We start from the raw sequence: 14,676 nt of genomic DNA on the forward strand, positions 1-14,676 counted from the left end.
ATTCGGTTGAATGATTATTTTTTAAGATAAGCTTCAACTTCGTCAGCGTTCATTACTTTTTCTTCAAAAACGTAAGCTTCTGATTTAGAAGACTTCACCATTTTGATAACTTTGGTCATTTTTTTTGATCCAGCACCACCTTGAAGTGTTGCTACTACTTTTTTTGCCATTGTAAAATATTTTTATAAATTACTTAATCTCTTTGTGAACAGTATATTTCTTAAGAACCGGATTGAATTTTTTAAGCTCCAATCTTTCTGTTGTGTTCTTTTTATTTTTTGTAGTAATGTATCTTGACATTCCTGCTACTCCGCTTTCTCTGTGCTCAGTACATTCTAGAATTACCTGAACTCTGTTACCTTTTTTAGCCATTACTTAGTAGTGTTTTTAATAAATCCGTTTCTAGTAGCTCTTTCAAGCGCTTCCTCTATACCAATCTTGTTGATAATTCTCAATCCGTGAGCAGTTACTTTTAAAGTAACGTGTTTATCCTGCTCAGGAAGAAAAAATTTCTTCTCTAGTAAATTAATTTCAAAACGTCTTTTCGTTTTGTTATTAGCGTGGGAAACATTGTTTCCTACCATTGCACGCTTACCTGTTATTTGGCAAATTCTTGACATATCTCGATGTTCTTTTGACTAATGAATATTTGAGAGTGCAAAATAAAGGAATATTTTCCGGATAGACAAATTATTTTGAAAATAATTCATAAAAAAACACACGTGAAATATTTGATAATTAATATTCCACGTGTGTCACTGTATATATATTCTAATCTTAATTTTCTATAAAGAATTTGACATTTTCCAGAGGATTTCCCGGCATTGCGACCTTCCCTTTGATAAGAATAGGGCATTGTATCAGTTCAGGATTTAAAGCTATTACTTCGAGAGCCTGCTCATCATTTACAGTTTCTGATTCCGAGAAATATTTTTTGTAAAGTTCTGTAGAATGTCTCAGAATTCTGCTAGGATTCTTATTCAGTTTTTTGAATAATGTTCTCAATTCAAAAAGACTAAGCGGATCTTTTTTGATATCAATAATCTGAAATTTGATATCATTCTCATCCAGATATTCCAAAATTGCTTTGGATTTTGGACAGCTGTTGTTGTGAATTACTTTTATCATGATGCTTTAAAATTAAAATTTGGCGATTTTATTCTTTGAGATTTGTACAATTATTTCGCCAAAAATAATTTAAAACAAACCGTTCAGCTCTGCATCAATTCTTTCTAATATATAACCAAAATCTTCTGGCTTTTCCACAAAATCAAGGTTGTCAACATCTATGATGAGAAGTTTTCCCTCTTTGTAATTTTCTATCCAGCTTTGATATTTGTTGTTTAGTTTTGACAGATAATCTATACTGATTCCGGCCTCATATTCTCTGCCTCTTTTGGAAATTTGTCTCACCAAAGTTGGCACATCTGCCCGAAGGTAGATTAGCAAATCCGGTGCCGAAACGAAGTCTTTCATCAAAGTAAAAACTGATAAATAATTCTTAAAATCTCGCTCGGAAAGGAGATTCATCTCAGCTAGATTTTCTGCAAAAATGTGAGCGTCTTCATAGATCGTTCTGTCCTGTATCACATTTTTTCCACTCTCGCGGATCTCCTTCACCTGTCGGAATCTGCTTCCCAGGAAGTAGATCTGAAGTGCAAAACTCCATTTTGACATATCGCCATAAAAATCATCCAGGTAAGGATTGTGATCTACATCTTCAAATTGTGCTTCCCAATTATAATGTTTTGACAACATTGTGGTAAGCGTAGTTTTTCCGGCACCAATATTTCCTGTAACAGCGATATGCATTCTTATTAATTAAATGATTAAAAAATTAAGAGATTAAAAAATTACAAATGATTTTCGAATCATCAATCTTTTAATTTGTAAAGATAAAGCTTGTCTTTTATGAGAGCCAAAAATCCGGCATTATTTTTATCCACAATTTTTGCGCTTTCATTTTTGAAGATTTCAGATAAAGTTTTTCCATCGAATTTTTTGATTGTCTGGCTTCCAAATATCAAAACATCATCGTTGATTCTGCGGAGTTTTCTCGCATTGTCAATGTCTGTAGAATAGAGTAGAGTCGCTTTTGTATTGTAAACCTCAAAAGTATTTTCTCGAAGAATATAAATCCTATTATTATAGACTAAAAAATCCTTCAGCGATTGCAGGTTGATGTTAAAAGGAAAAGAGCTGATCGTGGAATTGCTTCGGAAATTATATTGAATCAGCGTTTTGTTGCTTTCATCGATCATCCAGGCATATTGCAGATCTTCCGCGTAAACAGCTTTTATAAAGCCAAAAGTGGAACTGAGGTTTATTTTCTGAATCTCATTAAGGTTCTGATCCAGAAATTTGATTTCCTGAGCGTTTTCAGAAAACATTACGATATTAAGCGGATTGGTCACGCTTTGGATCTTATACGGAAAAGTCAGCATTACCTTGCCGAGCTGCGTTCCTACCGAATCATATTTAGTAAAACTAAGATCCTTATTTTTATATAAATATATGCTGCCATAATCATCACCTAAAAGTTCCTGTACATCCTTTGTCTGTAAAGAATCTAAACTGATTTTCTTCTGAGAAAAAAACAAGGTTGAACTTAATATTAATATGAGTCGTAATAATTTCAATAATGAGATTTAAAATTAATGTTCAATTGTTGAGGTCGGATTTTATTTTTTACCACCATTCAACGTAATAATAACATCTTTTGTAAAGGCTTTGTTTTGATTATAAATCGCATCGCAAATAGATGTTGAGACTGTGTAGTTCCCTTTTTCAACCAGGATGTAATTCTGCCCATTAGCAGGAACAGTGAGGTTATAGAATTTTTTTCCACTTATTTTTATAACGAGAATGCATTTCGCTTTGTTTACAAACTGGATGATTACTTCTTTTTTATTTGGGTCGTTGTTAAAAAGATTTGTAAGCATTGCAGCTGTATTTTTTGCCTGTTCAGACGGCTGGCCTTTTGCGGCAGTTGTCCCAACGGTAGATGTTTTTTCGATCTTTTTTTCCGTCATCTGGGTTATGGTCGGCTTTGCAATTTGGGAATTTCCTGCATATTTAAGAGACAAGGCTCTTTGTTTCAGTTCCGGGACGGCTGGATGATTGGGATTGTCCCGGATGAATTTTTCTACAACTGCTCTGTCTGTAGTTTTTTTGGCTTCAAAAACACTGACTTGTGAAAAAGCAATCATTGAAATCAGAAAAAATAAAAGTAAAAATAACTTCTTCATTATATAATATCTAAGGTGCGTTTTAATTTTAAACGTAAAAATAAATTAAATCTTGTGAAATTGTAAGAATTTTTAGTTAAATAAATATTTATATTATCAACTAAATTCCAAAAACATTCTCAGAATTGTATTTTATTTAACAATAATTAAGTGTATTATTTTTTTATAAAAATCACTATATTTGCACGCTGAAAACATGGGGGACGAAAATCAAAACAAATTAAATCAAAAATAATTTCATTATGTATACACCAGTAGCTGCAGATGTAGCAAAACTAAGAAACACAACAGGTGCAGGAATGATGGACTGCAAAAAAGCTTTAACAGAAGCTGAGGGAGATTTCGAAAAAGCAATTGATATCCTTAGAAAAAAAGGTCAGAAAGTTGCTGCTAACAGAGCGGACAGAGAATCTTCTGAAGGTGCAGTTATCGCAAGAGTAAACGAAGATAACACTCTTGGAGCTGTGATTTCTTTGAACTGCGAAACTGATTTCGTGGCGAAGAATGACTCTTTCGTAGAATTGGCTTACGAATTGGCTGAGCAGGCTCTAGCATATTCTAACAAAGAAGAATTTTTGGCTTCTGATTTCCACGGACAGACTGTTGCTGAAAAATTGATCCAGCAAACTGGAGTTATCGGAGAAAAAATCGAGATTGGTGCTTTTGAAAGCATTCAGGGTGCTTTTCTTGGAGCTTATATCCACGCCGGAAACAAAATTGCTGCAATCACTTCTCTTTCTGCAAAAGTAGATGGCGCTGATGAAGCTGCAAAATCTGTTTCTATGCAGGTAGCTGCCATGAACCCAATTGCTCTTGACGAGACTCAGGTTTCTCAGGAAACAATTGACAAAGAATTGGAAATCGAAAGAGAATTATTGGTAAAAGAAGGAAAACCTGCTAATATCATTGATAATATCCTGAAAGGTAAAATGCAGAGATTCTATAAAGACAATACTTTGGTACACCAGTCTTTCATCAAGGATGCTAACCAAACTGTTGCAGACTATGTAAAATCTGTAAACGGAGATCTTAAAGTAACAGGATTCGTAAGAGTTGCTCTTGCTTAATCTGATATCTTCATAAATAAATTATATCCTGCTGTAATTTTACGGCAGGATTTTTTATTTAACATAATATAATGAGTTTTTAAAAATAAAAATGAATTAAATTTGCACCTCTATTATGTTAAATGAAACATTATAAATTTTTCCGGTTTTTACTTTGTTGCGTAAGCTTGATTTTTATTAATTATTCTCAGGCTCAGAATATATCTGTAGATACAAGTTTGAATGCTCAGGATCTGGTAACCAAATTCATTGGTGCACAAAATGCAAGTTGTATTACTGTTTCAAATGTTTCAGTTTCCGGTTGGAATTTTGGAGGTACCGATCTCAGCTATGGCTATTTTGACAGAAACGGAAGTGTCTTTGATATTGATGAAGGTATTATATTATCCACAGGGAAAGCTTTAGAAGCAGCTGGTCCCAATGGTCCGTTGCAGAGCAATTATGATTCTAACTGGCAGGGTGATCAGGATTTAATCGCTATACTTACCCAATCCGGCCTGCCAACCGATAATATTCTGAATGCAACATCTTTAGAGTTTGATTTTGAATCTCTGCAAAGCGATAAGATCAGCTTTGATTATATGTTTTTATCAGAAGAATACAGACCTAGCAATTGCCAATATTCGGATGCATTTGCTTTTTTGATTAAGAAAGCAAATACTACAGATCCTTACCAGAATATCGCTCTTGTACCAGGAACTAATACGCCTGTAACATCTCTGTCAATAAATGGAGCAACTAATTGCCCTCGTAATATTGATTATTTTGGAGGTTTTAACGGTACTGTTAACTCAACTAATTTCAATGGACAAACCAAAGTCCTGAAAGCAATTACCACAGTTCAAAAAGGAGTAAAGTATCATATCAAATTGGTGATTGCAGATCACGGTGACTCCAGAGGACTTTATGATTCTGCAGTTTTTCTGAAAGCCGGTAGTTTTACTGGAAATATCAATATCGGAAATGATCTTACACTAGATAATGCTGATCCGCTTTGCAAAAATACACCGTACAGGATACAACCAAATCCGGCACTTAACGATCCATCTGCACAATATTTCTGGTTCAAAGACGGGCAGCCAATTACAGGTATTCCTCTAAGCCAAAGTTATTATGATGTGATAAATGATGAGGGCAATTTCAGTGTGAATGTAGTTTTAGGAAGTGGCTGCAGATTAGCAGGAAATGTCAAGATTGAGAAAGCACCGGTTGCTCAAATCGATAGTTCTCCGATATTGGTCTGTGACTATGATTTTAATGGCACTTATTCGGCTGTATTGTCAAATTTTGACAGGCAAATTGTCCGGAATTATGAACCTGGTGTTTTTAATGTTGAATATTCTCTAACCCCTTCTGGACCGGCACTTCCAGATTCAGAATTTGTTTTTACTCAAAATCCTCAGACTTTATATGCAAGGGTTGGAACTTACTCTTGTACTCCGGATATTTATCCTGTTCAGTTCTATTTTGGAACCAAACTTACAGTTAATTCTATTCCTGTTTATGATATTTGTGATGATGATATCAGCGGAAGCCAGGATTTTAATTTGGCAGATTATATATCATTAATTACCAATGAAACCGGTGTTACAGCAACTTACTTTGCGACAGAAGCGCAGGCAAGAGCAGGAGGCAATTCTACAATACCAAGTTTACAAACTATTAATTCCAATAAAACTTTTTACATAAGGATTGATAAGTCAGGAAATTGTCCTAATTATAAAGAGATAAAATTCAACTTCAAACAGCCAAAAAAATCTACAATACTTAAGGATCAGACCATCTGTAAAAATACAACTACAACACTGGATGCTGGATCCGGTTTTACAGCTTATGAATGGAACACGGGTGCAAAAACGCAATCTATTGCAAATGTTCCGGCGGGCGATTATTGGGTCAAATTAACATTCAATGGTTGTGTTTATCAGCAATTTGTAAAAGTATCAGAAGCAGAAGATCCCGTGATAGATAATATTTTGATCGAAGGCACTACGATTACCGTCTTGGCTTCCGGAGGTACCAAACCTTACAGATATGCTTTAGACAAAGGAGTTTATCAAACATCAAATATTTTTACCAATGTACAACTGGGAACTCATACGGTTTATGTTCAGGGCGCAGATGGTTGTTCCATTATTACTAAAGATTTTACATTAATCAATATTCAGAATGCCATCACTCCAAATAATGACGGGGTCAACGATTTTGTTGATTATTCTTCACTTTTAGGAAAATCAGAGCCAAGATTTGAAGTCTATGACAGATATGGCATATTAGTTTTTAAAGGGGATACTAATAATCAGTTTATCTGGAATGGGACATTCAACGGCAGGATATTGCCGACATCATCATATTGGTATATTTTGGAATGGAATGAATCTGTAAACACTAAAAGGACTCAACTATCGGGCTGGATACTATTAAAAAATAGAAATTAATAATATATCTTATACATTCCATTTTGTCTACATTTGCAAAAAACTAATTGCTTGATAGATGAAGAAAATTTTACTGCTCCTTTTTATACTTATTTGTTATACAAAGATATTTGCTCAGCTGGATACAGATCATTGGTTTGCCGCGATGTATGACGGGCAGATTAATTCAGGCCCATATCAATATCTATATCTTTCTACAGACGAGACCACGCCTTTTACTGTCGATGTTTATAGTAATAATAAACTTATAAACCGAACCACCATCAGCAAAGGAAATCCGGATTATCTGTTTATTCCCAGACAATTTCTTATTGTGAATAACAATAATAAAAATGCACTTTTTACACCCATAAATATGGGACTGAATGTAAAAGCAGAAAAACGATTCTATGCAAACCTGAGGATCGGGATGGAAAATCACGCAGAGATTGTTCCTTCCAAAGGTGCAGCAGCATTGGGAAAAGAATTTTATACGGTCGTTGCCCCATTAAGGATTAGCAGCACTGCACCTAATATTGATAATAGTGGTTTCCAGGCAAGTGTCATAGCGACAGAAGACAATACGACAGTTACTATTAATAAATTTAATAAACCCCTTACTTTTACAAATGGTACGACTTCCAATCCACCTCTTACTTTCAAACTTAATAAAGGACAATCCTATATTATAGATGGCAGAGGTATTATTACAGGTAACAGAGACGGTTTCATCGGGACTAAAATAGTGGCTGACAAGCCAATATCCATGACAAATGGTAATTTTAACGGGCAATATGTTGTGGGTGGCGACGGTTCTGATATCTTAATGGATCAATCGGTACCTGTACAGAATCTTGGAAACGAATTTGGGCTCATAAGCGGTATGGGAATCATTACCGGAACCGGTGATGATATTACAAATAATGGCATGGAAAGGGCTATCATTGTTGCCACGAAAAATAATACCAATATCTACATAAATAATTCTGGAACGCCCGTTAAAACGATCAATGAAGGAGAATATTACTTTGTTCCGGACACTTATTATGCAAAGAAAGATGCAGACCATTATAATCTTTCTATCAAAACATCGGAAAACGTTTATGTATACCAGGTTTTAGGTGGAGTTATTGGTAGTCCGGTAACCGGCAGTATGAATCTGATCCCACCTCTGGGCTGCTATCTTCCAAGGAAAATTGATGAAATAGGATTTGTAGATCAACTGAATCCTAATGGTGTTGCTACACTTACTGTGAAACTTAATATTATCGCAGAAAAAGGAGCAAAAGTCACCTTCAATGGCACTTATCTGAATCCTGCTATGGGATATGGACCCTTTGCTTTGGAAGGCAACAGCACTTGGGAAACTTATTCTGTTCCGGATGTTAAAGGAAATGTTACAGTAGAATCTGATAAAGCTGTCAATGTTGGTCTCGCAGGTGGTGACGGAAATGCTGTTGGATATGCCGGATATTTTGCCGGATTTTCTGCTGTTCCTTTTATTTCTAAAAAACAAGGCGTTTGTATCGGCGATGTGATATTGGAGTTACCATCAGGTTATGATTACTACCAGTGGTTTATAAGAAATGAAGTGACAGGACTTCCTGAGCCAATATCTGGTGCAACCACTTATTTTTATAAACCAACCAAACCCGGAGTTTATACTGTAGAAGTCAAGAGAAGTGTTTGTCCTAAGGTAACAACCCCGGAATTCAAATTGTTGAATTGTACAACAATTTCCACATTGAATGTAGCCAGCTGCAACAATTCTGTTTCGATAAATCCCACCCTTTCAAACAGTGGACAAGCGACAGATTGGAATAGCGTTAATGTAATTGAACAGCCTACAAAAGGGAATCTAAATATTGATAAAATAAATCAAATTTTTAATTACACACCTGTTTCAGGAGCTTCTGGAATTGATACTTTTAAATACAACGTTTGTGGCGTCTCTACACTTCCGGATTGCGAAGAGGTGAAGGTTACAGTCTATATCAATATCATTGCAAATGATGCCACACTTATCAAATGTAAAATAAATGCAACCCAGGCCCAGTTTGATCTGACCAAAGCAAACATTACAGCAGATCCTTCTGTCACTCAAAAAAAATATTACAAAACCCAGTTTGATGCAGATAATGACACAGGGCTTAATCTCATACCAACTGCAAGCCTTGACAAATATATCTCGGAAGAAGGTTTTGTTTATGTCAAATTAAAAAGTTCCGGCTGTGAGAAAGTAGTAAAAATAGAACTCAGATTTTTTCTGACGCCAGAATTATTTACTGATACTTACGAGGTTTGTGATTCCAAATTTGAAGGGAAAATAAATGTGGAATTGGATAAGCTCACAAATAGCTTTCTGAAAAATCATGCTTTTTTCAAAAATGTAAAATATTACAGTAATTCTTCTGCTACAACTGAGCTGCCAAATAATTGGTCATATTCTGCGAATACAGTAGTTTATATGAAAGTAGAATCGCCGGATGGGTGTACACCAACTATGTTCCCAATCACTTTTAAAATTGGCTCCAAAGTAAACGTTTACACACTTGCCGATACTACAGAAATCTGTGATGATGATTTTGACAATAAAAAGCTGGTACAAAATCTTGATGATTACAAAAAGATTTTTACAACAGATGCTGCAGTGACTTCAAAATTTTATATTAATAAGATTGATGCTCAAAATAACGCTTCTAATCATATTACAGAAATCCAGGTAAATAACCAGCAGTTATTGTACATAAGATTATTTGAAGCCGGTGTTTGTGACAGATTGGTAGAGCTTACTTTAAAAATCAAAATTCCCCAAAAATCTACTGTTTTATTAGATAAACAGATATGTCCGGAAAAAGTGACAACTTTGGATGCCGGCCAAGGTTTTTGGAAATATGATTGGTATAATGAGTTAGATACTACTAAATCACTGAGTAAAAATCAGACTTTGGAGAATATAGGATTAGGTAATTATTTTGTAATTCTGACGGCTTTCAACGGCTGTACATTTACCCAGAAAGTAAAGATAACTTCTGTAGAATTACCAGAGATTTCGGAAATACTAATTCAGAATAATACAGTGACAATCAAAGCGATAAAGGGTAATCCGCCTTATCTCTACAGCTTGGATGGGATCAATTATCAGGCTTCAAATGTCTTTACCAATGTATCGCCGGGTTACCACAAAGCTTATGTTGTTTCGAAAGACGATTGCAAACCTTATATAACAGAATTTACAATCATTGAAATTTATAACGTTCTCACTCCTAATGGTGATGGTTATAATGATGTTCTGAATATGTCACTTCTGGATACAAAAGTTGATGTCAAGTTTTATATTCATGACCCGAAACGGAGTAAGGCTCTTTGAAGGTAACAAAATCAATAAATTCATCTGGGATGGTAAACAAAACGGAAGAGCATTGCCTACATCTTCCTATTGGTATATTTTAGAATGGAAAGATTTCGCCTATTCTTCTCCGGTAAAATATACAGGCTGGATACTATTAAAAAATAGAAATTAAAAATACAAGTACTGCAATAAAAACCTTTTTTCTACATTTGTAATATATTGATTTGGTTACTACAATGAAGAAAATTTTACTATTCCTTTTTATTCTTGTCTTTTCGACAAAGATGTTTTCACAGCTGGACACGGAACATTGGTTTGCTCCTATGTTTGACAGAACGTCAAACGCTAATCAGATTCAGCGAATATATATGTCCACGAATGAGACTACACCGTTTAAAGTTGAGATTTATAATAATAATGTGGTTATAGGAACCGTAACTATCAGCAAAAATAATCCTCAGTTTTTTAATGTTACAAGAAGCATGATTATATCAAGACTTCAGTCTGACTTATTTAAACCTGTCAATAAAGGAATTTATCTTAAAGGCGAGAGATCTTTCTATGCAAGCTTAAGATTCTCTGTTGCCCAGCACGCAGAGATTCTTACTTCTAAAGGAACTGCAGGGCTTGGAACAGATTTCCGGGTAGCAATGGCACCTATAGCTGTCTATAATGGGATCCTCAATTTCATGACCAGCGTAATTGCTACAGAAAATAACACGACTGTTACTGTTTCGGGTTTCGACCCGAATGTTAAGTTCTCTGATGGGATTACCAGAACTCAGATTAGTTTTGTATTAAATAAAGGACAATCCTATATGATTGATGGAATAGGAGACGAAGATGGAAATGAAAAAGGTATTATTGGCGCAAAGATATCAGCCGACAAACCGATATCTATCACAAACGGAAACTTCAATGGTCAGTATGCCGGATCTTATCCCAATGCTTCTGATATATTAATGGATCAAGGCGTTCCGGAAGACAGACTTGGGAAAACATTTATCCTGGTCAAAGGAAATGGAGCCAATAGTTTCTTAGATGATTTTGGGACTACGACTACAATGGAAAAAGCAATCATTGTAGCCGTAAAAGATAATACCGAGATCTATCTCAATGATAATACAACACCATCAAAGATTTTGCAGACAGGAGAGTTTTTTGAAACACCTCCCGATAGTTATAAAGATCAAGGTTCCGGTCATTATAACCTGTATATTTCTTCCAACAATGATATTTATGTCTATCAGCTTTTGGCAGGAATAGAAAATGGTAATCCTCCTTCTAATTCAAACGGAGAAGCCACAGGTGGTTTTAATTATATTCCACCGTTGAGTTGTTATCTTCCTAAAAAAATTGATGAAATTGGACTCATAGACCAAAACCGGGTTTTTATAAGTAGTATTAATAGTTATCGGGATCAGATTCCTACAAAATTTAATATTATTACAGAAAGAGGTGCGTCTATCGATGTCAAAAGTAATGGTGTTTCTTTGGTTTTAAGTGCTTCAAACGGTCCGTTTGATGTTACAGGAAACAACAGCTGGGTTACTTATTCGATTCCTAATATCACGGGAAATGTTGCTGTAATTTCTAACAAAGCGGTTACTGCAGGAATTTCTGCAGGTGATGACGCTGTGGGATATGGTGGCTATTTCGCAGGTTTCTCCTTTATCCCGGCTATTATCAGGAAAGAAGGCGAGTGTGTCCCGGATGTAACTTTGGAGTTGGCAGAAGGTTTTGACTTTTACCAATGGATGAAAAAAAACCAAACTACAGGTTTGTACGAAGATATCGCAGGTGCAACGACAAATCTTTATAAACCTACAGAAGCAGGTTATTACAAAGCTAGAGTAAAACAAGGATCTTGTGCTGAGGTTATAACGGCAGAATTCAAATTTTTGAGTTGTTTAAGTTATACTTTACAATCATATCAGACCTGTAAGGATCTATTACTTACTCCTAAATTAACTTTAGGAAACCAGGGCGTTGTAGGAACTTCCATTGCCATAGTCAAACAGCCTGTAAAAGGTACTGTAACAATTGATCCGGTGGCAAAAACAATAAGTTACACTGCAAACCCCAACACATCAGGTCTTGACTCTTTCCGATACAAATTTATTGGAGATGATCCGGTAACACCTGAGTCAGAAGAGGTTTTGGTAAATATAAATATCAAAAATATCATAGCCAGTGATATTGTGTTTAAAGGCTGCAAAATCAACAACACAACGGGAGAATTCAATCTCACAAAAGCTAATGTAACGACAGATGCAACCGTAACGAGCAAGATTTTTTACAAGACTCAATTTGATGCGGATAATGATACAGGCCTTAATACCATCCCAACAGCTAGCCTCACAAATTATCAGTCGCCGGAAGGTTTTATATATGTCCGCTTAAACAATGGTTTTTGTCCCAAAACTGTAAAAATTGAGCTGAAATATGCTCCAATCCCGGAATTAATAAGCAATACCTATGAAGGCTGCGATTTGGACTTCAAAGGAGTGAAAGTAAATTTGAATCAGATTAAAGCACAGATTTTAAAGGATGCAGCATATTTTCCTGATGCCAATGTAAGTTTTTATCTGAATGGTGTTAAATTAAATAATAATTGGACATACTCATCTGACACAGTTGTTCAGATGGAAGTAAAATCACCAGACGGTTGTTCTACCGTAACATTTACAGTTAATTTTAAGGTAGGAGCCAGAATTTCTCTCATTAATTCAACTAATAATTACACTTTATGTGATCCAAATTTTGATGATTCTGAGAATGTAGATCTTAATAACTATAAAAACTTATTTTTATCAGCAGCCAACTTAGCGGATACTAACATCAAAACTTATTTTTACCTTTCTCTGATTGATGCTCAGGAAAATAAAAATGCATTACCTGCCGGAAATGTTGTTTTAACAAAAGATGTCAATTATTATTATCGTTTCGAAAAAGCCGGAATCTGTCCGAATGTTGCTGAACTTAAAATCACCTATACCAAAGGATTTGCTTCCACAACTTTACCGGCAATCAAAACAATTTGCGAAAATACAACCACACAATTAGATGCTGGCACTGCTCACAAATCTTATAAATGGTACAAAGAATCTGATCCGGCAACGGTTATTGGAACATTGGAAAAAATAACGCTTGGTCCTGGAAAATATTATGTCATACTAACCTCAGTTAAAGGCTGCGATTACAAACAGAATTTCGAAATCATTGCTTCCCCGAAAGCTTTATTAGATACGTCCAAATTTAATGCTACATTCTGTGATGATGATTTTGACGGTTTGATTAAAGTTAAATTCTCAACAGCCGTAACACCAACTATTTTGCTGAATAACAGCAGTCTTTATACCGTAACTTATTACAGTGGAAATACGATGTCGTCAGCACAATTGCTGCCGGACAACTGGACTTACAGTACCGATACTACGGTTTATGTAAAAGTGACATCACCATATTGTGTAGATGTTAACGGAACAATTAATTTCAAAATAGGAAAAAAAGTGCCGCTTCTTGGAGATGTTCAGACAGCAGAAGTTTGCGATGATGATCTGGATGGTAAAAAGCTGGTTCAGAATCTTGATTCTTTTGTCAGTTTATTCACAAATGATTCTACCGCTTCTGGGAAGTTCTATCTTAAAAAATCTGATGCCCAAACTAATGCTGCGAACAACATTACAGAAATTGATGTAACCAATCAGCAGACTTTATATGTTCGGTTATCCAATGCAACAGATTGTTCTGCACTTGGAGAATTGACAGTCAAAATCAAACTTCCTGTAAAATCTACTGTTTTGGCAGATCAAACGATATGTCCGGAGTCAACGACGGATGTAGATGCAGGTTCTGGTTTTATCAAATATGAATGGTTTAAAGAGTCAGATCCTGCAACTCCTATCGGTAATTCGCAGGTGATCAATATTGGACTTGGAAAATATTTCGTCATTCTAACGGCTCAAAACGGTTGTCCATACAAGCAGAATTTTGAAATAAAAGCTGCAGAATTACCAATTATAGAAAGTGTGGAAATCAATGGGAGCACCGTGAAGATAAATGCTAAAGGCGGTAAAATGCCATACAGATATGCCATTGACAATGGCAATTATCAGGATTCTAATATCTTCACAAATGTTTCTTCCGGCTTCCACAAGGCTTATGTGATCTCTGCCGACAATTGTGATCCGATAGAAAAGGAATTTTCAGTTATAGAAATTTATAATTTAATTTCACCTAATGGAGACGGCGTGAATGATGTTCTTGATATGTCCCTTCTGAAATCGAAAGTCAATCCGAAGCTTTATATTTATGACAGAGTTGGCAGAAAACTTTTTGAAGGTGGTACACAGAATAATTTTATCTGGGATGGCAAAAAAGATGGCAAAGTACTGTCTACCTCCAGCTATTGGTATATTATGGAATGGCAGGATTTCGATAATTCGGCTGTGATGAAATATACAGGCTGGATTCTCTTAAAGAATAGAAACTTAGACTAAAAAATTTATTTAACAATTATTTTCTAAAAAAGATCATAATTAAAGTTACTTAACAAAAAGCTGATAAAGTTTAATAAAATTTTAACCTTA

At 35.2% G+C, this 14,676-nt stretch carries 12 protein-coding genes; 5 read left to right on the forward strand and 7 right to left on the reverse strand.

Going from position 1 to position 14,676, the window contains the following annotated elements; genetic code table 11:
- Positions 1–14 precede the first annotated feature (14 nt).
- The 7 genes from ACFJGY_RS05230 to ACFJGY_RS05260 all read right to left on the reverse strand — a co-directional run bounded on the left by ACFJGY_RS05230 (position 15) and on the right by ACFJGY_RS05260 (position 3,248).
- Positions 15–170 carry a DUF4295 family protein gene (locus tag ACFJGY_RS05230; protein ID WP_064506456.1) on the reverse strand — a complete coding sequence of 52 codons (156 nt, stop codon included), beginning with the start codon at positions 168–170 and terminating at the stop codon, positions 15–17.
- A gap of 19 nt (positions 171–189) precedes the next feature.
- Positions 190–372, reverse strand: coding sequence for a 50S ribosomal protein L33 (gene rpmG, locus ACFJGY_RS05235; RefSeq protein WP_028123137.1), 183 nt, complete (start codon positions 370–372; stop codon positions 190–192).
- Positions 372–620 (reverse strand): 50S ribosomal protein L28, encoded by a 249-nt coding sequence (rpmB, locus tag ACFJGY_RS05240; protein WP_379968801.1) that lies wholly within the window; start codon positions 618–620, stop codon positions 372–374. The genes rpmG and rpmB overlap by 1 nt, the downstream gene beginning before the upstream one ends.
- A gap of 157 nt (positions 621–777) precedes the next feature.
- Positions 778–1,128: an arsenate reductase family protein gene (locus ACFJGY_RS05245; RefSeq protein ID WP_379968803.1), complete on the reverse strand. Its 351-nt coding sequence runs from the start codon at positions 1,126–1,128 to the stop codon at positions 778–780.
- Between the two features lie 69 nt (positions 1,129–1,197).
- Positions 1,198–1,812 carry a deoxynucleoside kinase gene (locus ACFJGY_RS05250; protein ID WP_379968805.1) on the reverse strand — a complete coding sequence of 205 codons (615 nt, stop codon included), beginning with the start codon at positions 1,810–1,812 and terminating at the stop codon, positions 1,198–1,200.
- Positions 1,813–1,874: 62 nt separating this feature from the next.
- Complete coding sequence (locus ACFJGY_RS05255; protein ID WP_379968807.1) at positions 1,875–2,639, reverse strand: hypothetical protein; 765 nt, start codon at positions 2,637–2,639, stop codon at positions 1,875–1,877.
- Between the two features lie 42 nt (positions 2,640–2,681).
- Positions 2,682–3,248, reverse strand: a complete 567-nt coding sequence (locus tag ACFJGY_RS05260) for a DUF6759 domain-containing protein (RefSeq protein WP_379968809.1) — start codon at positions 3,246–3,248, stop codon at positions 2,682–2,684.
- A gap of 242 nt (positions 3,249–3,490) precedes the next feature.
- On the opposite strand from ACFJGY_RS05260, the gene tsf reads away from it, so the two are divergent.
- The 5 genes from tsf to ACFJGY_RS05285 all read left to right on the forward strand — a co-directional run bounded on the left by tsf (position 3,491) and on the right by ACFJGY_RS05285 (position 14,586).
- The gene (tsf, locus tag ACFJGY_RS05265) at positions 3,491–4,315 is read left to right on the forward strand and encodes a translation elongation factor Ts (RefSeq protein WP_379968811.1); all 825 of its coding nucleotides are present in this window, start codon (positions 3,491–3,493) and stop codon (positions 4,313–4,315) included.
- A gap of 122 nt (positions 4,316–4,437) precedes the next feature.
- Positions 4,438–6,753 (forward strand): choice-of-anchor L domain-containing protein, encoded by a 2,316-nt coding sequence (locus tag ACFJGY_RS05270; RefSeq protein ID WP_379968813.1) that lies wholly within the window; start codon positions 4,438–4,440, stop codon positions 6,751–6,753.
- A gap of 58 nt (positions 6,754–6,811) precedes the next feature.
- Entirely contained in the window at positions 6,812–10,102 is a 3,291-nt protein-coding gene (locus tag ACFJGY_RS05275) for an IgGFc-binding protein (RefSeq protein ID WP_379968815.1), read from the forward strand.
- On the forward strand, positions 10,074–10,256 hold the full coding sequence (locus ACFJGY_RS05280) for a hypothetical protein (RefSeq protein ID WP_379968817.1): 183 nt from the start codon (positions 10,074–10,076) through the stop codon (positions 10,254–10,256). The genes ACFJGY_RS05275 and ACFJGY_RS05280 overlap by 29 nt, the downstream gene beginning before the upstream one ends.
- Before the next feature lie 64 nt (positions 10,257–10,320).
- Positions 10,321–14,586 carry a gliding motility-associated C-terminal domain-containing protein gene (locus tag ACFJGY_RS05285; RefSeq protein WP_379968819.1) on the forward strand — a complete coding sequence of 1,422 codons (4,266 nt, stop codon included), beginning with the start codon at positions 10,321–10,323 and terminating at the stop codon, positions 14,584–14,586.
- Positions 14,587–14,676: the final 90 nt, after the last annotated feature.

This window comes from Epilithonimonas sp. UC225_85 (assembly GCF_042695135.1).
Taxonomy (GTDB): Bacteria; Bacteroidota; Bacteroidia; order Flavobacteriales; family Weeksellaceae; genus Epilithonimonas.